The organism is Actinacidiphila glaucinigra (assembly GCF_900188405.1).
GTDB classification, from domain to species: Bacteria; Actinomycetota; Actinomycetes; order Streptomycetales; family Streptomycetaceae; genus Actinacidiphila; species Actinacidiphila glaucinigra.
Map to the genome: position 1 here is coordinate 977 of NZ_FZOF01000057.1, position 22,421 is coordinate 23,397.

At 68.5% G+C, this 22,421-nt stretch carries 23 protein-coding genes and 2 pseudogenes; 17 read left to right on the top strand and 8 right to left on the bottom strand.

Annotated features, from left to right (window positions below):
• The first annotated feature begins 284 nt into the window (after window positions 1-284).
• The 9 genes from CHF15_RS42875 (at window position 285) to CHF15_RS42915 (ending at window position 7,365) form a co-directional block, all read left to right on the top strand.
• Window positions 285-1,088, top strand: coding sequence for an alpha/beta fold hydrolase (locus tag CHF15_RS42875; protein WP_089229379.1), 804 nt, complete (start codon window positions 285-287; stop codon window positions 1,086-1,088).
• 174 nt (window positions 1,089-1,262) lie between these two features.
• Window positions 1,263-2,006 (top strand): isochorismatase family protein, encoded by a 744-nt coding sequence (locus CHF15_RS42880; protein ID WP_220093405.1) that lies wholly within the window; start codon window positions 1,263-1,265, stop codon window positions 2,004-2,006.
• Between the two features lie 142 nt (window positions 2,007-2,148).
• A complete protein-coding gene (locus CHF15_RS42885; RefSeq protein ID WP_245939368.1) occupies window positions 2,149-2,457 on the top strand; it encodes a MarR family winged helix-turn-helix transcriptional regulator in 309 nt (102 codons plus the stop codon).
• A 110-nt stretch (window positions 2,458-2,567) separates the two neighbouring features.
• Window positions 2,568-3,509: a patatin-like phospholipase family protein gene (locus tag CHF15_RS42890; protein WP_089229380.1), complete on the top strand. Its 942-nt coding sequence runs from the start codon at window positions 2,568-2,570 to the stop codon at window positions 3,507-3,509.
• A gap of 9 nt (window positions 3,510-3,518) precedes the next feature.
• Window positions 3,519-4,379 carry a phosphatase PAP2 family protein gene (locus CHF15_RS42895; protein WP_089229381.1) on the top strand — a complete coding sequence of 287 codons (861 nt, stop codon included), beginning with the start codon at window positions 3,519-3,521 and terminating at the stop codon, window positions 4,377-4,379.
• A gap of 173 nt (window positions 4,380-4,552) precedes the next feature.
• Window positions 4,553-4,993, top strand: coding sequence for a hypothetical protein (locus tag CHF15_RS42900; RefSeq protein WP_143681781.1), 441 nt, complete (start codon window positions 4,553-4,555; stop codon window positions 4,991-4,993).
• A complete protein-coding gene (locus tag CHF15_RS42905; protein ID WP_089229383.1) occupies window positions 4,990-5,223 on the top strand; it encodes a hypothetical protein in 234 nt (77 codons plus the stop codon). The genes CHF15_RS42900 and CHF15_RS42905 overlap by 4 nt, the downstream gene beginning before the upstream one ends.
• Window positions 5,224-5,354: 131 nt before the next feature.
• Window positions 5,355-6,581 (top strand): ABC transporter permease, encoded by a 1,227-nt coding sequence (locus CHF15_RS42910; RefSeq protein ID WP_143681782.1) that lies wholly within the window; start codon window positions 5,355-5,357, stop codon window positions 6,579-6,581.
• A 112-nt stretch (window positions 6,582-6,693) separates the two neighbouring features.
• Entirely contained in the window at window positions 6,694-7,365 is a 672-nt protein-coding gene (locus CHF15_RS42915) for a sigma-70 family RNA polymerase sigma factor (RefSeq protein ID WP_089229399.1), read from the top strand.
• Window positions 7,366-7,608: 243 nt separating this feature from the next.
• Here CHF15_RS42915 and CHF15_RS42920 read toward each other — a convergent pair whose 3' ends face one another.
• The gene (locus CHF15_RS42920) at window positions 7,609-8,208 is read right to left on the bottom strand and encodes a TetR/AcrR family transcriptional regulator (RefSeq protein ID WP_089229385.1); all 600 of its coding nucleotides are present in this window, start codon (window positions 8,206-8,208) and stop codon (window positions 7,609-7,611) included.
• Window positions 8,209-8,398: 190 nt separating this feature from the next.
• On the opposite strand from CHF15_RS42920, the gene CHF15_RS42925 reads away from it, so the two are divergent.
• The 3 genes and pseudogenes from CHF15_RS42925 (at window position 8,399) to CHF15_RS42935 (ending at window position 11,272) form a co-directional block, all read left to right on the top strand.
• Entirely contained in the window at window positions 8,399-9,064 is a 666-nt protein-coding gene (locus tag CHF15_RS42925) for a nitroreductase (RefSeq protein WP_089229386.1), read from the top strand.
• Between the two features lie 228 nt (window positions 9,065-9,292).
• Window positions 9,293-9,784: pseudogene (locus CHF15_RS42930) on the top strand (ATP-binding protein); the annotation flags it as partial.
• A 456-nt stretch (window positions 9,785-10,240) separates the two neighbouring features.
• Complete coding sequence (locus tag CHF15_RS42935) at window positions 10,241-11,272, top strand: magnesium and cobalt transport protein CorA (protein ID WP_089229388.1); 1,032 nt, start codon at window positions 10,241-10,243, stop codon at window positions 11,270-11,272.
• Window positions 11,273-11,298: 26 nt separating this feature from the next.
• Here CHF15_RS42935 and CHF15_RS42940 read toward each other — a convergent pair whose 3' ends face one another.
• The 3 genes and pseudogenes from CHF15_RS42940 to CHF15_RS42950 all read right to left on the bottom strand — a co-directional run bounded on the left by CHF15_RS42940 (window position 11,299) and on the right by CHF15_RS42950 (window position 12,380).
• Complete coding sequence (locus CHF15_RS42940) at window positions 11,299-11,736, bottom strand: glutaredoxin domain-containing protein (protein WP_089229389.1); 438 nt, start codon at window positions 11,734-11,736, stop codon at window positions 11,299-11,301.
• Window positions 11,737-11,829: 93 nt separating this feature from the next.
• Window positions 11,830-12,114 (bottom strand): annotated as a pseudogene (locus CHF15_RS42945) (hypothetical protein); the annotation flags it as partial.
• Window positions 12,096-12,380 (bottom strand): helix-turn-helix domain-containing protein, encoded by a 285-nt coding sequence (locus CHF15_RS42950; protein ID WP_089229390.1) that lies wholly within the window; start codon window positions 12,378-12,380, stop codon window positions 12,096-12,098. The gene CHF15_RS42950 and the pseudogene CHF15_RS42945, both read right to left, overlap by 19 nt.
• A 568-nt stretch (window positions 12,381-12,948) precedes the next feature.
• On the opposite strand from CHF15_RS42950, the gene CHF15_RS42955 reads away from it, so the two are divergent.
• Window positions 12,949-13,452, top strand: a complete 504-nt coding sequence (locus CHF15_RS42955; RefSeq protein WP_089229400.1) for a GNAT family N-acetyltransferase — start codon at window positions 12,949-12,951, stop codon at window positions 13,450-13,452.
• 560 nt (window positions 13,453-14,012) lie between these two features.
• On the top strand, window positions 14,013-14,255 hold the full coding sequence (locus tag CHF15_RS42965; protein ID WP_089229392.1) for a DUF5302 domain-containing protein: 243 nt from the start codon (window positions 14,013-14,015) through the stop codon (window positions 14,253-14,255).
• Window positions 14,256-14,862: 607 nt separating this feature from the next.
• On the opposite strand, the gene CHF15_RS42970 is transcribed toward CHF15_RS42965, so the two are convergent.
• A complete protein-coding gene (locus CHF15_RS42970; protein ID WP_089229393.1) occupies window positions 14,863-15,972 on the bottom strand; it encodes a hypothetical protein in 1,110 nt (369 codons plus the stop codon).
• A 787-nt stretch (window positions 15,973-16,759) separates the two neighbouring features.
• Between CHF15_RS42970 and CHF15_RS45375 the strand changes: the two genes are divergently transcribed.
• Window positions 16,760-17,098 carry a hypothetical protein gene (locus CHF15_RS45375; protein ID WP_179280250.1) on the top strand — a complete coding sequence of 113 codons (339 nt, stop codon included), beginning with the start codon at window positions 16,760-16,762 and terminating at the stop codon, window positions 17,096-17,098.
• Between the two features lie 180 nt (window positions 17,099-17,278).
• Here CHF15_RS45375 and CHF15_RS42980 read toward each other — a convergent pair whose 3' ends face one another.
• Window positions 17,279-17,992, bottom strand: coding sequence for an NPP1 family protein (locus tag CHF15_RS42980; protein WP_245939370.1), 714 nt, complete (start codon window positions 17,990-17,992; stop codon window positions 17,279-17,281).
• Window positions 17,993-18,822: 830 nt separating this feature from the next.
• Between CHF15_RS42980 and CHF15_RS42985 the strand changes: the two genes are divergently transcribed.
• Window positions 18,823-19,488, top strand: a complete 666-nt coding sequence (locus CHF15_RS42985; RefSeq protein ID WP_089229395.1) for a nitroreductase — start codon at window positions 18,823-18,825, stop codon at window positions 19,486-19,488.
• A 307-nt stretch (window positions 19,489-19,795) separates the two neighbouring features.
• Here CHF15_RS42985 and CHF15_RS42990 read toward each other — a convergent pair whose 3' ends face one another.
• Window positions 19,796-20,233 carry a DUF4259 domain-containing protein gene (locus CHF15_RS42990; RefSeq protein ID WP_089229396.1) on the bottom strand — a complete coding sequence of 146 codons (438 nt, stop codon included), beginning with the start codon at window positions 20,231-20,233 and terminating at the stop codon, window positions 19,796-19,798.
• A 920-nt stretch (window positions 20,234-21,153) separates the two neighbouring features.
• Here CHF15_RS42990 and CHF15_RS43005 point away from each other — a divergent pair.
• The gene (locus CHF15_RS43005) at window positions 21,154-22,005 is read left to right on the top strand and encodes a class I SAM-dependent methyltransferase (protein WP_089229397.1); all 852 of its coding nucleotides are present in this window, start codon (window positions 21,154-21,156) and stop codon (window positions 22,003-22,005) included.
• 249 nt (window positions 22,006-22,254) lie between these two features.
• Here the strand turns inward: CHF15_RS43005 and CHF15_RS43010 are convergent.
• A partial coding sequence (locus CHF15_RS43010) for a zinc ribbon domain-containing protein (RefSeq protein WP_143681648.1) occupies window positions 22,255-22,421 on the bottom strand: 167 nt, incomplete at its 5' end.

The following is a 22,421-nucleotide window of genomic DNA, read 5'->3' on the forward strand; positions in this document are numbered from 1 at the left end:
CGGCGTTGCATGCGTGCAGCGTCGACCGCAACGCGACCGCCTGCTCGGCGGTCGGCAGCAGCTTGGCTTGCACGACAATCTTCACGCCCACGACCAGTACCGTATTCGGCCGGACTGACAATCGCCGCCGTTGACAGCCGACTTGAGGCGCAGCGAGGTCTGGGCATTTCACGCCCAAGCGTTCAGGAGCCGATTCCTCCCGGGGCTGAAACCCCAAGCTTCCTCGGCAGAACACGGTGAACCGTCCTTCCCAGTACCGGAACGTCAGGACCCCCCTCTCCCCCATGGCCGCGGTGTCCGCGACCGCAGGTCTCCTCTCGGTGGACGTGGATCCCGCGGAGGCCACAAAAGGTGAGGAGGGTGACTCCCTGCAGAACGGCAAGCCGACGGTCGTCCTCGTCCATGGCGCGTTCGCCGACTCCTCGAGTTGGAACGACGTCATCAAGCAGCTCAAGCGGCACGGCTACCCGGTGGTGGCCGCGGCCAATCCGCTGCGCGGGCTGACCGGTGACGCCGCCCACATCAAGAGCCTCTTGGCGAGCATCGCCGGTCCCGTGGTCCTCGTCGGCCATTCCTACGGCGGCGCCGTCATCACCAACGCCGCCCACGGCTCCGACCAGGTCAAGGCACTGGTGTACATCGCCGCCTTCATCCCGGACAAGGACGAGAGCGCTGACGACCTGGCGAAGAGGTTCCCGGGCAGCTCGCTCGCCGACGCGCTGCGCCCTGTCCCGTGCACCCTGCCCGACGGCTCCCCGGGCGTCGACCTCTACATCGACCAGGACAGGTTCCACCATCAGTTCGCCGCGGACGTCCACCCGTACACCACGAACCTCATGGCGGCCACCCAGCGCCCCGTGACCGTCGCGGCGCTGGAGGAGGCTTCGGGCGAGCCCGCGTGGAAGACGATCCCGTCCTGGAGCCTGGTGGCCGGGGAAGACCTCAACATCCCTCGTGAGGCACAGATGTTCATGGCCAGGCGCGCCGAGTCCCACATGGTCGTGATCCACTCGTCCCACGCCGCGAGCGTGTCCCATCCGGGTGACGTCGCGGACATCATCGAGCGGGCGGCGCGCTCGGTCCGCTGAACGAGCGGCTCCACGGGCGGGGCGTCGACGTGAGACCCGTGTCATGACTGTACGAGCCGTCGCCAACGCTCCAAGCGTCCCGGTTGGCCTCGCCCGCGGCCGACGGCCCGGACGCTCCGCACGCCGCACATCCGTCCTGGCCCGATCGGGCCTCAATGAAGAGGAAGAACTCCCGTGCCGTACACGCCCAACGCCGGCCCCTACGACAGTCTCACCCCGGACAACGCGGTCGTCCTCCTGATCGACCACCAGATCGGCCTGATGCAGCTCATCGACGACATGCCTCCCGAGACGGCGAAGAGCAACGTCATCGGGCTCGCCCGGGCGGCGAAGACCCTGGGCTTGCCCGTCATCCTCACCACCAGTCGCGACTGGGGTCCGAACGGGGCTCTGCTGCTCGAACTGGCCTCGCTCTTCGCCGACGAGGAGGTCATCCGCCGACCCGGCGTGATCAACGCCTACCGGTGGCCTGCCTTCCGCGAGGCGCTGGAGACGACCGGCCGGAAGAAGGTCATCATTGCCGGGGTCACCGATGCCACCTGCCTGTCGTTCCCTTCTTTGGACATGGTCCTGGACGGCTACGAGGTGCATGCCGTCATCGACGCCTCCGGCGCCGAGGCGCCCGGCGAGATCGTCCGCGACGCGGTGGTGGCGAACCTCTCGCGGGCCGGAGTGCACATCAAGTCGTGGTTCGGCGTGGTCGCCGAACTCATCGCCGACTGGCGCCGCGACGAGGCCAAGGGCTGGCCGCTCGCCGTGGGCGCGGTCCACGACCATCTGCCCAGCTGGGGCTACCTCCTGGACACCGACATGGCCTACGGGACGGGCCGGATGACGCCGCCGGAGTGGTTCGTGGCGGGCGCGTCCGAACCGACCGGCCGCACTCCGGCGGTGGGCACCGCGGAGCGTGGCGACTGACCGGGTCCGTCGGCCACGGGTCGGAGCGGGCGCCCTTGGCCGTCGCCTTATTGCTGCGCCGGACGCACCGGCGCGCGACCGCGATGATGGACGACGCGCTACGGCCACTGGCGTCGAATCGCGGCAGGTCACGGTTGTGAGAGTGCCGGTCGGCCACGGCCCCGCGACGCAGTGGGATCTCGGGGCGGCCACAGGGTCCGACAGGACCACGATCATGCGCATCGTGGACGAGCCGGTGCGCAGAGGACTGGCCGTGCGCAGGCCTGTTCCTGGTGACCGTCGGGCGCGGGCCGTGAAGGTCACGCCGCAAGGAGCCGGGGTCGCCGACGCGGCGCATGCGGCCGCCGGGGAACTTGCCGAGCGCATGGTCACCGAAATGAGCCCGGGCGAGCGCGCGCAGTTCGGCGATCTGCTCATGCGCGTCGCCCGTCCCGCGAGCGGCACGACGTAAGCACGCTGGATCAGCTTGCAGGTGTGCGCACACCCCTCGAGCCGATAAAAAACGAACGTTCGGCTTGACTGACGACCTCTTGTGCCACAGGATGGGCACCGCAAAACGGAATGGTTGTTCTCGGAAAGGGAGGAGGCGCCGTGGAAACCGTGCCCACCTCGGGGCCGGCACTGACCGCACGCCGGGTTGCGCGGGATGGCGGGGCTCCCGCCTCACCTTTGCCAACCGGGCCCACCCCGCCGGAAACCGTGGCCTTCGTTCTCCAGGGCGGTGGCAGCCTCTGTGCGTCGCAGGTCGGCGCCTTGCGGGCGCTCACACAGGCGGGCATCACGCCCGATCTCATCATCGGGTCCTCGGCCGGCGCGCTCAACGGCGCCGCTTTCGCGGCCGACCCGACCGCCGAGGGCGTCGACCGGCTGGGAACGCTGTGGCTGAACATCAAGCGGCGTCACGTGGCGCCGATTTCGCCGTGGACCGTGATCCGGGCCGCGCTGGGGCACGGCGAGGCCGCGGTCTCGAGCACCGCGCTGCGGCGGGTACTGAGGTTCGGGGTCGGCGTCGAGCGCCTCGAAGACGTCGCCGTTCCGGTGCACGTCGTGGCGACCGACGTGGAGACCGGCGCTGCGGTGGTCCTCTCCCAGGGCGACGCCGTCTCGGCCCTGCTGGCCTCAGCGGCCGTCCCGGGCCTGTACCCCCCTGTGTGCGTCGGGCAGCGTCGCCTCGTCGACGGCGCCGTATCGGCGGACACGCCCGTTCTCCAGGCAGAGGCGCTGGGTGCGACGACCATCTACCTTCTGCCCGCCGCCGTTTCCGAACAGACCGGCCGCCGGGCACGGACGGCCCTGCTCGCCGCCTACCAGGCGGTGGGAAAGATGCTGGAGGAGCGCGAACGCCGGGACGTGGCGGCGGTGCGCGGGTCGGTTCTACGGCTGCCGGCCGCCACCACGCCCGTGGTCAGCCTCATCGACTTCCACGACACCCCGCGGCTGCTCCAGGCGGGCTACTCGCTCACCCGGGACTGGCTCTCCCGGCAGCCCGCGGCGATGGCCTGAGGACGTCCGATGGCCAACTCGGCCCGCTTCATCCGGCATCTGATTCCCCGCGCCTCACGTCCACCGAACAGCCGCGCGCCGCGGTGGTGGGCGGAACTGCTGCTGGTCGGGATGCTCTACGCGGTCTACGAAACCACCCGCGGGCTGCAGCGGGGCTGGGACGCGAGCGCGGACGGCAACGGCCGGAGCATCCAGCGCTGGGAGAACGCCGTACATTTGGCGCCGGAGCAGTCCCTCAATCAGGTGCTGCACCAGCTGCCGGTCCTGGCCGTCGCCGCCGCGTACTTCTACGCCACGCTGCACTACGTCGTCACGCCTGCCGTCCTCATTTGGCTTTACCGCAGGCACCCCGCGCACTACCGCGGCGCACGCACCTGGCTCGCCACGGTGACACTGGCCGCGCTCGTCGCGTACTGGCGTTTCCCGACCACGCCGCCCCGCCTGCTGAGCGACGGCGACATCCACGACATCGTGGCAGACGTCGAGCACTGGGGGTGGTGGAGCGGCGAGACCAGCGCGCCGCAGGGGCTTGGCAGCCTCGTGAACGAGTACGCGGCCATGCCGTCGCTCCACGTCGGCTGGGCGGTGTGGTCAGGGTGGCTCCTGTTCCGGCATTCCCGCCGGAAGACGCTTCGGGGCTGCGGCCTCGCCTACCCCGTACTGACCACTCTCGTGGTCGTCGCGACGGGCAACCATTATCTCGCCGACGCCGTCGCGGGCGCCCTCCTCATCGTGCTCTTCGGCTCGTTGACCGGTCTCGTGCACAACGTCCGCGTGCGCCCGCCCGGCACGAGTACCGGCTCCGCCGAACGTTCCGCCCGGAGCGGCGCACGCCGTGTCCGGCCGGACCACCCAGATCCCCACCCATAGCTCCCCCAAGGTAGTCCGACATGCCCCACTCCCCGCAACCGCCGCTTCCGGACGACGGAGATCGCCCGAGCGTCGCGCGCACGACACCCGACATCGGACATGGCACCGGGAAGGCCGGTGGCCGGCTGCGCTGTCGGCGCCCGGGTCGGACCGCCTCACACCTCACGTTGCACTTGGGGGAAGCCTTCCTCGTCGGCGACGACGCCGAGGGACCGACCGGGGGTCTGGTGCGGTTTCGGATATCGGGCGCCGTCGAGAAGGGCCGGCCGCGACGCTCGTGGTGGCCCCGGACGGACGTGGGGCGCCACCTCGCCGGGTCCACGGGGGAGCTCCGGCTGGCCCGGAACCACGGCCATGACGGGACCACCGCCCCGCAGGCACTCATCGCCATGCTCACGCTCAACGGCATCACCGACGTCGTGCCCCTCGTACGGCTCGACGTCGCGTACACGCTCCCGCACGTCGCCGACGGGGACTCGGGCCGTGCCGCGGCCATCGGCGTCGACGTGCACTTCTACGCGGCTCTGTGGGATCTGCCGATCACGGTCCGCACGAAGTGCCGGCTGCGCCTGGAGGGCTCGGCCCGGCTGCTGCCCGACTGGCCGGGGCGATGAACGACGAGGACGGGACCGAGGCCGACGACCCGGCGACGGGGCCGGGCGACCGGGCGGGTCACGCCCACCGCCCGCGTGGCGGGCTCACCTCGCTACCGCGCCTGCGGCGACGTGCCGCACTGATCGTGGGCGCCATCGCGGTGCTGATGGGCGCGGACGGGGACCTTGTCCTCATCCTTCACGACGGTGGGGTGCCCGCCGGTGACACCACGACGGTCCGGAAGACGTAGCCGAGCAGGTCCCGCCCGGTGCGGCACCCTCTTGACCAAAAGAAAACGAATGTTCGGCTTGACGTTTTCCCGAGGCGTCCCCACACTGAAACAGTAAATAAAATGATCATTCGTCTTTGTGGAGGCATGGCGTGAAAAAGCCATCGACAGGGCTGCAGTCATGGCACAGGACCGTCATCGCGACCGTGGCGTTGCCATTGGTGATCTCTCTGGCCGTGATGGCGTTCGCGTGGCCCGCGTCGCGGATCGCGCCCCGCGATCTACCCGTAGGGGTCGTCGGCACCAGCGCGGCCAGCCAGAAGGCAGTCGAAGGACTGACGCACGGCAAGCCGGACGGATTCGACTTCCACCTCTACGCGGACCAGGCATCGGCGCGCTCAGCGATCAAGCACCGGGAGATCTACGGCGCCTTCGTCATCACTCCGGGCCACGTCACCGTGCTGGAGGCCACCGCCGCGAGCATGCCCGTCGCCCAGCTGCTGACCACGTCCGGCCAGCACCTGGCGGACCAGGCGGCGAAGGCGGCGAAAGCGGCGGTGAAGGACCCGACGCCACCGGGCGACGCGTCCTTCCGGTCCACCGCCCAGAAGAAGGCCGCCGCGAAGAAGGCCGCCGCGAAGAAGATCACCAAGGTGAAGGTGAAGACGGTCGACATCGTCCCGATCTCCGCGAGCGACCCGCGCGGCGTCGTCTTCGTTTCGGCCCTTCTCCCGCTCACCGTGTGCAGCATCATCATCGCAGCGCTCATCGCGCTGACACCCGGTCGCGTCTCGGTACGCCGCAGGCTGGTCGACCTGGTCGCCGCGTGCGCCGTGACGGGACTCGCCGCCTACCTCATCGCCCAAGGCCTTCTCGGTGCCCTGCCGCACCAGCACGTGGCCACCTGGGCGGCCCTGTCCTTCACCCTGCTCGCCATCAGCACGACCAGCTTCGGCCTGGTCACCCTCATCGGTCCCCCCGGGCTGGGACTGAGCGTCGCACTCATGGTCTTCGTGGGGAACCCCTTCTCCGGCAGCACCTCCGCACCTGAACTGCTGCCCAAGGCCGTGGACCAAATCGGCCAGTGGCTCCCGCCGGGTGCCGGCGCGGGCCTTCTGCGCAGCACGGCCTACTTCGACGGGAACGCATCCGCAGGACACATCGTCGTCCTCGCCCTGTGGACCACCCTGGGCCTGGCCGCAGCCCTCCTCGGAAGCCGACGACGCTCCGCGCTCGCGAACGGCACCCTGGGGGACGACCGACTCGACGCCGACGACACGAGCGCGGTCACCCCGGACACGACCGGAACCACGACGACCGTGACGCCCGCACCGGTGTTCCGCACGCACTCGCACGCCCGGCACGCCGCCCACGGATGAGGAAGGCGGACCGTCGTCGCCTCCACGCGGGAGACGGCGACAGCCGGCCAACGCACCGAACGCAAGGAAAAGAACCATGTCGTCGAAGTCCGCGGAGTGCACCGAGGACCTGATGGACGCACAAACGGCGTTCCACGACGTCCGCAACATCACGTTCGCGATCGCCTACCGGATGCTCGGCAACATCGGCGACGCCGAAGACGTCGTCCAGGAAGCCTGGATCCGCTGGCAGACCTACGACCGCTCCAAGGTGCAGAACCCCGCCGCCTTCCTCACCACGATGGTGACCAGGCTGACGATCAACGTGCTGCAATCCGCGAGAGTCCGCCGGGAGAACTACGTCGGCCACCGGCCACCGGAGTCGCTCGATCCCATGAGCGATCCAGCGCAGAGCACCGAGAAGGCGGAAGCGCTGAAGGTCGCGGTGCTGATGCTCATGGAGAGGCTCACGCCCGCGGAACGGGCGGCGTACGTGCTCCGGGAGGCGTTCGAGTACCCCTACGGGCAGATCGCAGAGGTCATCGGACAGTCCCAGGTCAACGTGCGCCAACTGGTGAGCCGCGCCCGCAAGCGAATGGCCGCGCAGAAGCGGGCCAGCGTTTCGGCCGCCGACCACCAACGGTTCCTCGTCACCTTCCTGGTGGCGGCCCGGGCGGGGAACGTCGCGCCACTCGAGAGGCTGTTCGCGGAGGACGTCGCCTGCCCGGGCGGAGCAGTGGTGCGTGCGGAGGGGCAACCCCGCGTTCGGATGCGTTTTTTGACGAAATGTCACGTATCCGCGTGACCGTACGAGGTGGGCAGTCCCCTGGCTCCGACGACCGGACGGTCGTCGGAGCCAGGGGACTGCCCGCTCGCCGCCGGGGCGCGTCGGCACAGCCGGATGCGGGACGGGCGTGCGTGGTCCCGTCGGTCACCGATGCCGGACAGCGGTTGACACTGGGCCATGGGCGCGGGGGATGTGCGGTGGCGCGTCCGGATCGTGATCCGGACGCGAAGCGGCCACGAGGCCGGGCGACGGGCCCGCGCGTCAGGACGTCGCCGGAGCAGGCCAGAGCGCGCGCAGGGCGCCTGGCACTCCGTCCAGCGCGGAGTCGTCCATCGCCAACTGGAGGATGTAGCCGGGAAGCATGCACATGAACGCGGCGGCCATCGCCTCGGGAGAGACCTCGCGCGGGAGGGTGCCGCTCTGCTGGTGCTCACGGATGACGTCGGCCAGCGCCGTGCGCATCTGGGCCATCAGGTCGTCGAGCTGCCTGGCCAGCGAAGGGTTCCGCAGCGCCTCGGACCAGGCCAGCACGGAGAGCCCGGCGATGCTCTGCTCGGCTGTCTTGACCTTCACCGCCTCCAGGACGTCGGCCATGAGGTCCCCGAAGGAACCGCCGGGCCGATTCCTCGCGACGCCCTGGACCATGGCGAGGACATCGCGCACGCTCTCCTCGACGATCGCCGTGATCATCTCGTTCTTGCTGGCGAAGTGCCGGTACACGGCGCCGGCCGACAGGCCGGACTCGGCGAACAGATCTTGCATGGACGTCGAATGGAACCCGTCGCGCAGGAAGCAGCGGCGCGCCGCGTCCAGGATCTGCTGACGGCGGGCTTCCATGTACTCCGGCGTGACCTTGGGCATGGATCCATCCTCCGCAAAAAACGAACCTTCGTATTAAGTTATCACGCCGGGCCTGGCCCGGGCCGGTTCCACGGAGGGCAGCCGCAGCAGCCCCAGGCGCCGCACGCGACGAGAACGGCACCCATCTGTCACATTTCGACTGCTTTAACTGTCAATCATGTGAGTTAAAGCTATTTGGAGGTGGTTGGTCATGGATGTCTACGAGGCGGTCACGAGCCGACGGGCAGTCCGCGCCTATACCGACCGGCAGGTCCCCGGCGAGGTGCTGAAGCGCGTGCTGGCTGCCGCCGCCTGGTCCCCCTCCGCGTCGAACCTGCAGCCATGGCACGTCTACGTGGTGACGGGCGGGCCGCTGGCCGAGCTCAAGAAGCGCGCCGGCGAACGGGTGGTCGCGGGCGACGCTTGGGACGAGCCGGAGTACGAGCAGTACCCGCCGGCACTGCGGTCCCCGTACCGCGAGCGCCGGGCCGCCTTCGGGGAGCAGCGTTACAGCGCTCTCGGGATCCAGCGCCAGGACCTGGAGGCGCGCCAGAGGGCCGCCGCCGCCAATTGGGACTGCTTCGGCGCACCCGTCGCGCTGTTCTGCTACGTCGACCGCGACATGGGCAAGCCCCAGTGGTCCGACGTCGGCATGTACCTGCAGTCCGTCATGTTGCTGCTCCGGACCGAAGGACTGCACAGCTGCGCGCAAATGGCGTGGGCGAAGTACCACAAGACCGTCGCAGAGGTCCTCGCTCCCCCGGACGGGCTCATCCTCTTCTGCGGCATGTCCATAGGGTTCGAGGACGTCACAGTACGTCACCCCCGCCCGGCACGGGCGCCACTCACCGAGATGGTGGAGTTCGTCGACGGTTGACCGTGACGCACTCACTCATCGCCGCGCTGTCACACATCAGCGCCTCACCCGGCCATACGAGGCGGCCATATCAGGTGATATCAGCGCGCACCTGTCGAGGCTGAAGAGCGCGTTCGAGAGGCGTGAGCCTTCCGGCGGGTTACTCCGGGACCCGGTAGCCGCAGCGCGGAGGAGCAGAGGTGCCGACGGCAACATAGCCTTGAGCAGGCAGCGGATACACGCGAGACGACCGACTCCGCCATCGCCCTGCTCGACGATCACGGAACGGTGATCGGATGGAGGCAGGCCGCAGAGCGCCTCGTCGGATACTCCCCACGCGACGTGGTGGGCCGCTCTGCCATGGTCGTTGTGTCGCCCTCTGAGGAAGTTCCGACGCTATCGGCGTACGTTGAGCGCTGCCGTACCCGGAACGGATGGCCGGGCACAACAACGGTGCGGGGACTGGAAGGTCTTCAGGGGGACACGGAACTGATCGTCAGCGAATTGGTCTCCAACGCCGTCCGCCACAGCACCGGCCCCATCAAGGTGCGCCCGATCCAGCACCAAGCGCTGACCTGCGAAGTGTCCGACAATGACGCCTTCCCCCCGCGGCTGCGCCGCGCACGCGCCGCCGAAGAGAACGGCCGCGGCCTCTTCCTGGTCTCTCGACTGTCCAGCCGATGGGGCTACCGCTTGATACCGGAGGGAAAAGCCGTCTGGGCCGAGCAGAAGCTGCCCTGAGGACCTTCACACGCCTTCGACGGATCGGCTGTGGCCTGGACGGCTCACGGTCCGTGTCACAGAACGACGCGCTACCTGGTCTCCATGTGTGCAGGCCGGCCCGGGGGCAAGGAGTCCGTGGGGCCTTCAGGCCGGCCTGCACCTGGCGTCCGCGTGTGCCATCCCGCTCGATGCGCTTCATCAGGTCTGGCCGTACCGCGGCCCCTGGGCGGGTCGCCTCCCCGAAAGTGGCTGTCCACGAATTGGCCGGCCCGTCGGACGAACCGCGCGACGGCCGCGGTGGCCCCGCCGCCCCCGGTGCCGATGGTGCCGAGCCCGACGAGAACACCACCACCCCACACGAGGGCTGGTCCTGCCGGCGAGGGGTGGCATCACGGCCCGGGCGGCCGCGGTGGGACGGATCACTGTCGCGGAAACGCCGCGTCGAAACGTCGGACAAGGAGTCGGGGACAGCAGATGGCGCAACAGGACAGGGACGTAACCCGGCTGCCGTCCGCGGTCGAGTACTGCGCCCTGTACGAGGACGGCCGTCGAATGCCCGGCCGGTTGGATCTGGACGCGCTTGCGGAGCGACGGGACGAACAAGCCGGGCGGTTCGCATGGATCGGTCTGTACGAGCCGACCGCCGACCAGATCCAGCAGGTCGCCGACGTCTTCGACCTGCACCCCTTGGCCGTGGAGGATGCCGTCCACGCCCACCAGCGGCCCAAGCTGGAACGCTACGGCGACACACTGTTCCTGGTCTTGAAGACCATCGTCTACATCGACCACGACAAGGTCACCGCGACCAGCAAGATCGTCGACATCGGCGAGATCATGGTCTTCACCGGCCCCGGTTTCGCCATCACCGTCCGCCACGGCAGCGCTCCGCCCCTCGACCGCGTACGCCGCCAACTCCAGACCGACCCGCAGCAGCTCGGCTACGGACCGGCTGCCGTCATGCACGCGGTAGCCGACCTGGTCGTCGACCGCTATCTGGAGGTCGCCGACGCCTTCGACGGCGACATCGACACCCTGGAGAGCGAGGTCTTCTCCCCCGACCTCCCCGTCGACCCCGCACGCATCTACCAGCTCAAACGGGAACTTCTGGCGTTCAGGCGCGCCGTGATGCCGCTTGCCCCCGCCCTGCAACACCTCAGCGAGCAATCGATCCCGCACGTACCGGGCCAGGTGCCCGCCTACTTCCGTGACGTTGCCGACCACCACCAACGGGTCGCCGAGCAGATCATCACCTTCGAGGAACTCGTCAGCGGCATACTCGGCGCCAGCATCGCCCAGATCAACGTCCAGCAGAACGCCGACATGCGCCGCATCAGCGCCTGGGCGGCCCTCGTCGCCTTCCCCACCTTGATCGTCGGCATCTACGGCATGAACTTCGACCACATGCCCGAGCTGAGAGCCACTTACGGCTATCCGGCAGTTCTTGCTGTCATCGCCCTCATCTGCACCGTCATCTACCGCGCCCTGCGTCACAACAGATGGCTCTGACCCCGCCGCGCAGCCGTCGCTGCTGATCAGGTGCGCGGGGAGAGCTGTTCGCGCACCCAATCCGGGTCGGGGTTGGTATGCGGCCGGCCGGCCACGACGACGGTCGGGACGGTCTCGTTGCCGTCGTTGGCCGCCCTGACCGCCGCGGCACCGGCCGGGTCACGCCAGATGTCGACCCAGTGCAACTGGTGGGCTCTCCTCCCCAGGCGGACGCGCAGGCGCAGGCAGTACTTGCAGCCGGGCCGCCAGAAGACGACCGGGCGGCCGTCGACCGCGCTCCGGCGTTGCGCCTCCAACGCGCTGATCCCCTTGGGGAAGACCAGCGGCGAGTTCACGCCTGCGAACAGCACAAACCCCGCGAAGAATGCTCCGGCCTCACCGGGGCTCCCCCCGAGAAGCAGCCCAGTCGCGACAACTGAGCCGCAGACCAGGAGCAGCATGGGCAAGATCCACGCACGCGTCATGTTGACGGAGCTTATCCGTGAACCGAAGGCCCGCTGGACGGGGCTGCCTCGTTTGGGCCTACGCCGTGCGCGTGGCGCCCAGCGGGCGCAATGTCAGACCGCGCTGCCGGCCTTCCAGGCGCTCCAGCCCATGTTCCAGCCGTTGAGGCCGTTCGCCGGGTCGACGGCCTCGTCCTTGGAGTTCTTCATGATCACGACGTCGCCGATGAGTGAGTTGGTGGAGAACCAGTAGGCGTCGGTGGAGGTGTCCTTGGCGCCCTTGGTGTCGTTCAGGCCGATGCAGCCGTGGCTGGTGTTGGCGCTGCCGAACACCGAGTCGGCGCCCCAGCAGTTGCCGTGGATGAAGGTGCCGGACGTGGTCAGGCGGATGGCGTGCGGCGCGCACCGTCCCAGTGGTCCAGCGTGGCGGCGTCGGCAGCGTCCTCGCCGTCCTGGACGAGGAGGGCAGTAGTCGGAACGTGCAACGCGACGGCCAGGCGCCGAGCAGTCTCCATGCGGGTGTCGGTCTTCTCGCCTTGCTCCAGCTTCCGGACCAGGGACAGGGAAACACCGGAGGCTTCGGCCAGCTCGCGTTGGGTAAACCCGCGCCGCTTACGCACCTCTTTGATTCGCGCGCCGATGTCGGGATGAGACTCCTCGGGCATACGGGGGCTCCGTTCTGGCGTCGACACTCAAACCGGTACCCCGGTCCGCTCGGGGGTACGACGATCAACCCCCGATACTCGTAGCGGGCGCAATCGTGTTGACGGCCCTGTTCGCCGGACAGGCCTGCGCCCCGCCTGGTGCCACGCCGGCGGGACGGTGCCGGGTCCGAGAAGCCTGGGATTCCGACAATACGGACGCTTCCGGCTGGCCGCGGGGCCGGCCAGTATCGGCAGCCCGCCTCCCTAGCCACGATGCGGGGCAGCGTACTCAGGATTCGCGCCAACTTGTGGAACTCGGCGGTGACTGAAAGGCAGGCCCACCTCTCGGCGCAGTCCGGGCAAGCGATCGTGCAGCAGACCCATCCGCAGGCCCTCGCAGCGGGCGCAGACACGGTTGCCGTCGCAGGCGTGGAGTCAGAAGCCTTTGCCATACCGATCATGGAGTCTGTCGATCGAACCGGAGTCTCGATCAGGTGATCGCGCGGGCCCCGCCCGGCATGAGAGGCCTGGCGATATACGGGGAAAATCCATGGGAGCGGACGGCCGCGCGCTGCTACGGTCGGGCGCCATGAGCTGGCTTCCCGATGACTTCGTCCACCCCGCCCTGGTACCGCTGCCGGGCGGTGGTCATCACCTGCGGCCGATCCGGGAGGCGGACACCCCGCTCGACTATCCGGCTGTGATGGGTTCGCGCGAGCGGCTGTGGACCATCTTCGGCCCGGCCTGGGGCTGGCCCGCGGCCACCATGACCTACGAGGCCGACCAGGCCGACCTGTTGCGGCACGAGAAGGAGATCGCCGCGCACCAGTCCTTCAACTACGCGCTGTTCGACGCGGCGGAGACAGCTCTGCTCGGCTGCATCTACATCGACCCACCGGAGAGGGCCGGCGCGGACGGCGAGATCTCTTGGTGGGTGGTGGACGAGCTGGTCGGCAGCAAGGTCGAGCAAGCCCTCGACGCGCTGGTGCCGCAGTGGATCGCCGACGACTGGCCGTTCGAACAGCCGCGCTTCCTCGGCCGCGAGATCTCCTGGTCGGACTGGCTCGCCCTGCCGGAGCATCCCGACACGTAAGTCCGATCATGAAGGCTGTCGATCGAACGGGAGTCCCGATCGGGTGAGTGCGGCGGCAGCCGCGCGTGAAAGCAGGGCCTCCAGGTAGCTCAAGAACTGTCTACGCCAACAAGCTCTCCAGCAGGCCCTGTTGACGCAGCTGTACGTCACCGGCAAGGCCCACGATGCCGGGTGGCTGGAGTGTGCCTGCGGGGCGTGCCAGGCGCGGTGGTGGTGACCGGAGGCATCGCCGTACACGCCGAGCCTCTGGTCGGGCAGGTCCGGCGGGCCATGACGAGGGTGGCTGCCCGGCACCAGGCGGCCGGCGACACCGCTGAGGCGCAGCGGTGGAAGCAGATGGGACGCACAGTGGGGCAGCGGCCCCCTGCTCATGTCCGGCCCCAGCCCAGGCAGGCCACCGGCCACACCCGCTCCGCCGCTATGGTGTTCAAACAAGCCGACGGCCGCTGACGCATGACAGCTTGCGACGTCGGTAGCTTGCGACTCCGGCCGCGGGGCACCCCGCAAGGTCGCCCGCATGACAAGCTGTGCTTCCCACTGCCTGAGTCCAGGAGGTCACCATGACTGCAGCGTCTCCATCGCAAGAAGGTTCCGAGCCGGCCGACGCCGAGAGCCCTGCTTTGGCGCCGGACGAGGAAGGCCAGTATGACCTGAAGGCCAAGTTTCGGGAGGCCCTGGCGCGCAAACGCGGCACGCAGGCGGAAGCCACGGCCCTCGCTGCGAACACCGACGCGTCGAAAGTCCGCGGCGCGCACGGCCCGACTGCCAGCCAGCGGTCGTTCCGACGCAAGAGCGGCGGCTGAGAGGTCGTTTTCGGTGGCGTTAAGCGGCCTTCGGCCACGGGAAGCTCACCACCGTGCGCACCACCTGACCGCGAGCCAGTTCGGCACCGGTATCGACCTGTCAGTGTACGGTGACGAGGTCAGCATCACGGTGCCCTACTGGCACGTCGGCAACGGTGCTCGGCAAGCTCCTTGACCCCCGCCACCTCGGAAGACTGCGATCTCATCCGTCGAAGCGAGACCACTCGACCGTGGCAGCGGCCAGCGGTGCCAGAGCACTGTGGTGGGTCCCACCTGCCCACGCTTCGAACTTGTTATCGCCTGCTTCGGTGACGTGCATGATGGGGCCGGGGACCGCGTAGAAACGGACGGAGCCCAGGACCAGAAGGCTCGAAGCGGAACCGGGTGCAGCCCCTCGGCCTTAGCTGTCGGGATGTGGACCCTTGATCAGCGCATTTCGTCGATTCCCCGAGTACATGGAGTTCGGGAGCACGGTTGAGCGCCCGCCCCCGATCAAGCTGGGTGCGGGCGCTTCGCCCGGACGCTGAACACAGGCGAGCAGGCCGCGGAGATCCTGACGCAGCGTGCGGCAAAGCGGTCTCATCGAGGAGCGCCGGAGACTGCCGCCTCAGGCCGTTTCGGTGTAGCGCTCTCCCGCGTAGGCCCGGATGACCGGGACGACCGCTTCCGCGCCTCCGGGCAGGCGGTCCAAGCGGACCAGGGCGTAGGCCTGGTGGCCGTCGAGCAGGTAGCTGTGCGGCAGGTTTGTGGCGGTGCCCGGCAGCGGCCACACCACGACCCACGGCCGCGTGTCCCGGCTACCCGGATGCCGGGGGCCGACCGTGACAGCCGCGACCTGCGCCCAGGAGAAGTACTGCTCCTCCTCGGTGAACTCACGCATGCCGATCCCGGAGGGCCCGATCCGCAGTCGCAGGGGCCGGTGCCATCGCAGGAGGGACCGGCCAGCGAGGGGCCAGCAGGCGACGGCACCGCCCAGTGAGCAGAGCCCGATGACGGCTCCAACGCCCTCGGCGGTGTGGCTGATCATCAGCTCCCAGAAGGAGAACATGCAGACGGCGGCTGCCCCGGCCCATACCAGGGCCCAGGTGCCGGCCTGGCGGGCGTCGGCGAAGACCTGCTCGCCACCGGGCACATTCCGTTCCGGCCCCGACACAGTCACAGGAATCGGCGGCCGCACGGAGCGCGGGGCCGTCTCGAAACGGGCTCCGGCATGCGCGGCGAGTGCGGCGGTCAGCTCGGAAACACTCTGGTCCAGGTCCTTGCACTCCACAAGGGTGTAGCGGGTCCGGTCGTCGCCGAAGGTCCGGTCGGCCTTGCGGCGGAGTGTCACGCCTGGTGCGGTCCACAGGGTCAGCCGCGACTTGGGCGACGCGGGGAACTCGTCGACGCTCTCGCTGGTGTTGGGGGTGTGCCAGAGGGAGACGGCGTCGATCTGCTCCCAGGCGAGCTCGGTGTCGTGCAGCGTGATGCCGAACTCGTCGACCCGCAGTCGGAAGGGCCGTTTCGCCTTGCGCAGGTCGCCCCACCCCCGGAAGACAGACACCACTGACAGGAACAGAACGAACCATGCGGCCATCGTGCTGTCGCTGCCGGCTGTCGTCCTGCCGTTCGTCTCGAGGTCGGCCAGCCACACCAGGGCGACCGCAGTCACGATGATCCCCCAGACGAAGAACCGTCTGCCGCGCCGTCTCAACGTCCGCTCGACCGTGAATTCCATTGCCCCGCATTTCCCCTCGTCATCCCACCCGGCACACCTAGGGTGAGGCTCCACATGACCGATACCGGGTCCCGGCGACGCGGTGGATGCCCAACCGTGACACCCGCGAGACAACACCGCCTGGCGGTCGCTCGGACAACTCCAGGCGTTCATCCGCGCGCCACCGCATCGTGAGTTGTCGCCGACCACGCCAGCGTCCAGCGGACTCCACACCCGCGAGGGTGCGGTGATCGAAGGGGTTCGCACTGCCCTCGCCGGGTTGCTGCCGTGGCAGTCCTGAGCAATGCGCCGGCCGACCAGCGGAGATCGAGTGCCGTCAGGCGATACCGCCGTCCAGCCAAGACGCTCGGGGCCGACTAGTACTCCAGCAGGACTTCGACGTTTTGCCTGATCAGAAGGCTGCGTGGTGAGTGTAGTGGGCTGGTGCCCGTCAGGGGCGGTCTTCCTGGGACCGCCCCTCGATCGTGTGCAGCCGGCGTTGGTAATGACAGCGACGGGCGACGGCCTGGCGTTGTCGGCGCCAGGTGACCAGTTCAAGGCGTGAGCGCGGGGCGAGCACCGTGGCGGACGCGGGAGGTGGGAACGGCCGCCCGCCAGGAGTCGCCGGATCTCTGCCACGGTGAGGTCGACCAGGGCGCGGGAACCGTTGCTGTGCGATGCGACGCCACTGTTCCTCCCCGCCAGGCAGGGGCCAGGCCCAGGTCGGCTGTTCCGCGGTGTCCAAGTCGTGCAGGAGGCGGACGAGCTGTGGACCGGCGGTGGTGGCACCGTCCGGGACAGTGGGACCGTGGACGGCGCGGAGTTCGGCGAAGCGCGCCAGTTCGTTCTCGTAGAACCCCACGGCCTCATTGATCCGCGCAGCTCGGTCATCGCGCGGCACCGTGCGGTGCAACTGCAGCAACGGAGGCTCGACGGACTCGGCTGTCGCCGCGGCAAGCCGCGCGTGACCATCCAGGATCAGATGGCAGTCAAGGCCACTGACCCACCACAACAGGACAGGAGGGAGCGTTCCCTCACGGGCCTGCTTGCGGTACGCCTTGACCCGGCCGTCGTCGGCATCGGGCATCGGGCATCGGCCGCAGCGGAAGGATCTCCCACGAATGAGAATGGACGAACCAGTCGATGAATCCGTTCACATGGCCGTCGACGAGCATGGAGCTCCAGTACTCGGCATGCGAAGCGTCGGCGTGGCGCCAGCCCCGAAGCGGACTTTCACACGAGAGCAACCACCGGCCCTCGTGCAAAGGGCTGTCCGCGTGCGACCGCGCGGACGGCAATCCGCGCGGGATCGCCGTCCGCGCACACGTCAGGCGTTGGGGTCGAAAGGGATCCCGGACGGCTTGGAGTTGGCGAGAGTGGAGTTGAAGCGGGCGTCGTTGATCTTGATGGTGGCCGAGCCGAAGTCCGCGTTCATGAGCTTGTCGCGGAAGCCCGCCGGGTAGCCCTCCCAGCCGACGAGGCGGGGATAGAACCAGCCGCCGGTGGCGTTCTCCGCGGGCTCGTCGTTGGTGTTGGCGAAGCGGAAGCAGTGGGTCGAGGCCCCGTCCTTGTGGTACACGATCTTGGGGTGGGTACCGTCGAAGCGGATTCCCGAGCGGGCGGCGATCTGGTAGCCGGAATGCTGGGACACCGAAACGTACTCGACCTGGTTGTTGTGGATCCAGACCACGACATGCTCCCAGTCGTGGGTGTGGCCGATGGCCGCAGGGCCGAGCGTGGCCTGGTCCTTCTCGAAGTAGCTGGCGTACACGACGGCGCACCAGTCGTTGTTGCACTTCTCGCGCGAGTACGTGTTGGCATTGGCCAGCTGGGCGTAGTCGTGGCAGCGTCCGTTGACGTCGCCACCCAGCTTCAGGCCGGGATTGAGGGTGCCGTCGGCGCCGATGGCGGCGGTTGCGTAGCAGCCGTCCCCGTCGTAGTCGTAGGCCGGGGAGAAGGACTGCTCCAGGCCGTCGGCGTTCTGCGGCAACAGCTGCAGGACAGAGGCGTTGGCCTCGGCGGGGAAGGCCAGGACGGCCATCGCGCCCAGGGCGGTCGCCACGGCTCCCAGACGGAGACGGTTGGGGCGACGGTTAGTGGATGCCGTTCCAGCGGGATTCTTTCTCGCCGGCCCAAGACTGCGCATGAGAACTCCTCGACACAAAAGGGGGGCAAGGGTTCCTTTCAGAATTCCCTGCCCGAGAACTGACGGCTCTGTGTGACGAAGTGTCCGACACGTCGGAATCCCGGTCGGTCATCTCCGCTGCTGCCTGCACTTGTTGACGCGCCGACAAGTTATCCGAGCCCGATCCGGCGGCACAAGCACACATTTCCACATGGGCATTTCCGACATGTCACGGATTCAGGTGAGGAGAAGAGCCGGAAAATTAAGCATCGCCGTATTTTGAGTGACCGACTGGCACCCATGCGCGCATCCCCCCGCCCGCCGGCGCCATCCCAGCCACAGCCTGGCCCGGGTTGTCGAGCATGGGTTCCTCGTCCGTCGTGTTGCGCGCTGCGTCCGGCGCCGCGCGACGCCCCTGCGCAATCGCCTGACCGGGCACCCCCGGCCCCGCGCGGCTTCCGCCGCCTTTGGAGCCCGAGCGGCCGCCGGCTGCGCGAGATGTGACGGTCACCTATCGCGAGGTGCCCGCCGACTGCGAGATCGACCTCGACCTGCACCAGGGCGAGATGTCCTCGATGACCAGTTCTGACAGCCTGGAAAACACCGTGACCACAGGGGAGTTGACACCCAACACACGACCGCGATCACGGACGGCTACTCGGTGTCACCACCGGCTACGGGCCAGAGCCCTATTCACGGTCCCGAATACGGTGGAGGGACCCGGTCGAATGAAAGGACGCGACGAAGTGGATGTGTATGAGGCCGTGGACAGTCGCCGGGCCGTGCGAGCGTTCAGCGATGAGCCGGTACCCAAGGAGGTGCTTGATCGAGTGCTGACCGCGGCGGCGCGGGCTCCGTCCAGTGGGAACCTTCAGCCCTGGCATGTGTATGTCGTCACTGGCGAACCCTTGGTCGAACTGAAGAAGCGTGCGACGGCAAGGGCGCTGGCGGGAGACCCGGGTGATGAACGGGAGTATCCGATGTACCCGGACGAACTGACCTCGCCGTATCTGGACCGCTTCTCCGCTGCGGCAGCTCAGCGGTACGAGGCGCTGAGAATCGAGCGCGACGACCCCGACCGGCCGCAAAAGATCGCTGCCTTGAACTCGGAGGCGTTCGGGGCCCCGGTCGTCCTGTTCTGCTACCTCGACCGAACAATGGGGCCAGGACAGTGGGGTGACGCAGGGATGTATTTGCAGACGGTGATGTTGTTGCTGAGGGCGGAAGGGTTACACAGCTGCCCCCAAGTGATGTGGACCATGTACCGCAAGACCGTCAGCCGAACAGTCGGCGCCGATGACGAGCTCGTGCTGTTCTGCGGCATCTCAGTGGGATTTGAGAAGGAAGGCGTGCCACGGCTGCGTACCGGGCGGGCGGACATGACGGAAACAGTGACCTTCATCGGATTGTGACCGCTGGACGGCCGCGAGGGACAGACGCCCGTTCTACTCGCTCAGATGGCCACCGCGTGACGGGAGGGCGGGCGCAGCGGCCGGTTGCTCGGGAGGGGTGCTCGCTGTCTGAGGGTGAGCCGGCTTCCGGCCCAGGACTCCTACACGAAGCCAGCCTCGTCACCGCGTCCAGGGTTCCAGCCGCGGTCGAGGAGAGTCAGGCAACGCCAGTTTCAGACGCTCCCCTGTGTTGGCGTTGACGGGATGACTTCGTTCACGTGAAGTGGCTCTGGCACAACTGCTGTGGTCCATGACTGTGCGTCACCGGTCATATCTCGAAGAGGGCTTCCTCTTGTGGCGGGATCGGGGGGGCGAGGACGTCTCGCAGGCGGGTGATGCCTTGGCGCCATCTCGGACCGTTCGTGGCCTCGCCCCACAGCTCGACGATTTCAGACCGCTCGTCGACTACTCGGTCCAGGGCGCCGACGGCCAGCATCCGAAGCTCTGCGGGCAACTCCGGCAGCGACTCTGACGGGCCGTAGTTCGAGCATGCGGGCACGCCGTCAGGGTGCTGTGCGACCACCAGGGCTGCTGCGGCAACTGCTCGCTCGGCGTCAGGGGTGATCAGGTAGTCCGCAGGGTCGGCTGAGCGCTTGAGGACTCTGCGGATCATGGACTCGAGTTCTTCCATGGTCGCCTCGTCCAGGTCGCCCGCGAAGTCGGCGGCGGTGTCATTGTCGAAGGGGCCGATGTCCCAGGTGCCCATCTCTCTCCTCGCGTGCTCGTCTGGGGATCGTCGCATCGGCCACCGACAATGAGGTCAGGAGGCAAGCAGCACCCGCTTGCGCAGAAACGTGAAGCCAGCGCGTCCGTACATCTGCCGTTTGATCATTCTGATGCGATCGACGTGGCCTTCCACTACGCCCGAGCTCCAGGTCAGGGTCAGGGCCGGCGATGACGGCGCCGAGATCGCGGTCGATTCCAGTGGCGAGGGCGTGGAGGCTGGGCAGGTCGTCCTGCCGAGCGGCGTCGAGCCAGTCCGGAAGACGCTCGCCCCGGCGGTCGGAGCACGGTCGCGAAGGAATGGACGTGGCGGGTCAGGGCGTCGAGCTCCGGGCACTGGGTGCGGATGGTCTTGAGCTGGAGTTGTTCGGGCTCGGTGAGGTTTTCCGGGCGGCGGAGGATCCATCCGGAGACCCTTCGGGGTGGCTTTCCATCCAGCCGACGAGGAGACGGCCGAAGATCATGACCCAGTCCTGCTTCCCCTCGTACTTCAGCTTGTGGATCTTGTCTCGGAGGGCTCCGGAGTACACCGCCACCCCGTCGACGCGCGAGAACCCCCGCTGCACCTCCGGCAGGGCGCACAGCCGGTTGCCGCACCGCCCGCCCGGCGCGAGGGCCTGGGAGCAGACCCGGCAGTGAGGGGCGGCGATCGGTTGGAGGGTGCGGCCGGCGCAGTCGGAGCACAGGCGAGCGGTGCCGGTCAGGACACAGGCGCATAGGCGCAGACGGGGCAGTCGGGGAAACCGACCGGGTCGGGGAGACTGGCGGTCACAGGCCGGCCAGGGCGAGCTGCTGGCGCTGCCGGCCGGCACGCTGGATGTCCGCGGCCTGGCCGAGGCGGCCGGTGATCAACCTGGCCCCGCTCATCAGCTCTCCTTGGAATCGATCATCTAGGCTGACGCGGTGACTGATGAGCACGAGCGGGTGCAGCCGTCGGGAGTGTGGGCCACGGCGGTGGGGGTCGCCAGGGTGCGGGCGCTGGAAACCGAGCGGGAGAACGCGCTGTTCCGCGACCCACTGGCACAGGCCTTCGCAACCGCCGGCGGTCTTTGGCCCTCCTCGCCGCCGCTGCCCGATGACGAGGCCGCGCGCCGCCGCCGGCTGGCCGTGTCGTTCTCCATCGTCATCAGGACGAAGTTCCTCGACGACCTGCTGCAGCAAGCCTCCGCGTCCGGGGTCCGGCAGGTCGTGCTGCTCGGCGCCGGCATGGACAGCCGGGCCTTCCGGATGGACTGGCCCGACGGCACCCGGCTCTTCGAGGTCGACACCACCGCCCCACTGGACTTCAAGGCCTCGGTGCTGGCCCAGGAGCGGGCCGTCGCACGCTGCGAGCGGATCACCGTCGCGGTGGATCTGCGTGAGGACTGGCCATGCGCGCTGGCCGCCGCAGGGCACGACCCGGCGGTGCCGACCGTGTGGATCGCCGAAGGACTGCTGATCTATCTGCCCCAGGACGCGGTGGAACTCCTGCTGGCCCGGATCAGCGCACAGTCGGCGACAGGCAGTCGGATGGGGCTGACATTGGGCTCGCGCGGCGTGATCGAGCGCTTCGGCACGGACGCCGTGCCGGGATCGGCGGCGTCCATGTGGGTCTCGGAGATGCCCGACGACCCGGTGGGCTGGCTGGCCGGGCACGGCTGGCAGGCCGGCAGCCACACCCTGCGCGAACGCGCCGCCGCCTACGGCCGCCCGATCAGCACCCCGCCGCAGCACGAGGAGCGACCCGGCGGACTGATCTCGGCGGTCCGCCCATAGAGCGCCCCTCCTCCCGGTTCTCCACCATGGACGTAAGTACCTGACCGGTGTCAGTCCTCATCGACAATTTCCGGCCCTGTGATCATCAAGTGCCGCCGGGACTCGGTGATAAACCGTGGCACGTCAGTCACGAAGCCACTCCGTCCCCTGGGCGGGGTAGCAGCGTCAACTTGACCCGGCCCTGGCGGACCGGGCTTGCAGGTAGGTACACGACTGGCTGTCGTGTGCTCTCCCGCATCTGAGCCCCTGCTAGGCAGGGGCTGGGACGCGTGACGCACGCCCCGCAAGCCACGCAGCCTCGCCCTTACGGGCGATGTTGCGGGAAGCATTCAGGTCAGCGTGCGCAACGACGCCGCACGACCTGCACTCGAACCGGGCCTGTGAGGCCCGGTTCCTCTTGTCTGTGTACTGGCACT

Coding starts and splice junctions, on each gene's coding strand:
- CHF15_RS42990 (WP_089229396.1), bottom strand. CDS start 20,233: ATGGGCACCTGGGACATCGGCCCCTTCGACAATGACACCGCCGCCGAC.
- CHF15_RS42875 (WP_089229379.1), top strand. CDS start 285: ATGGCCGCGGTGTCCGCGACCGCAGGTCTCCTCTCGGTGGACGTGGAT.
- CHF15_RS42920 (WP_089229385.1), bottom strand. CDS start 8,208: ATGCCCAAGGTCACGCCGGAGTACATGGAAGCCCGCCGTCAGCAGATC.
- CHF15_RS42955 (WP_089229400.1), top strand. CDS start 12,949: ATGAGCTGGCTTCCCGATGACTTCGTCCACCCCGCCCTGGTACCGCTG.
- CHF15_RS42940 (WP_089229389.1), bottom strand. CDS start 11,736: ATGACGCGTGCGTGGATCTTGCCCATGCTGCTCCTGGTCTGCGGCTCA.
- CHF15_RS42895 (WP_089229381.1), top strand. CDS start 3,519: ATGGCCAACTCGGCCCGCTTCATCCGGCATCTGATTCCCCGCGCCTCA.
- CHF15_RS42980 (WP_245939370.1), bottom strand. CDS start 17,992: ATGGCCGTCCTGGCCTTCCCCGCCGAGGCCAACGCCTCTGTCCTGCAG.
- CHF15_RS42905 (WP_089229383.1), top strand. CDS start 4,990: ATGAACGACGAGGACGGGACCGAGGCCGACGACCCGGCGACGGGGCCG.
- CHF15_RS42915 (WP_089229399.1), top strand. CDS start 6,694: ATGGACGCACAAACGGCGTTCCACGACGTCCGCAACATCACGTTCGCG.
- CHF15_RS42965 (WP_089229392.1), top strand. CDS start 14,013: ATGACTGCAGCGTCTCCATCGCAAGAAGGTTCCGAGCCGGCCGACGCC.
- CHF15_RS42950 (WP_089229390.1), bottom strand. CDS start 12,380: ATGCCCGAGGAGTCTCATCCCGACATCGGCGCGCGAATCAAAGAGGTG.
- CHF15_RS42935 (WP_089229388.1), top strand. CDS start 10,241: ATGGCGCAACAGGACAGGGACGTAACCCGGCTGCCGTCCGCGGTCGAG.
- CHF15_RS42970 (WP_089229393.1), bottom strand. CDS start 15,972: ATGGAATTCACGGTCGAGCGGACGTTGAGACGGCGCGGCAGACGGTTC.
- CHF15_RS42925 (WP_089229386.1), top strand. CDS start 8,399: ATGGATGTCTACGAGGCGGTCACGAGCCGACGGGCAGTCCGCGCCTAT.
- CHF15_RS42890 (WP_089229380.1), top strand. CDS start 2,568: ATGGTTGTTCTCGGAAAGGGAGGAGGCGCCGTGGAAACCGTGCCCACC.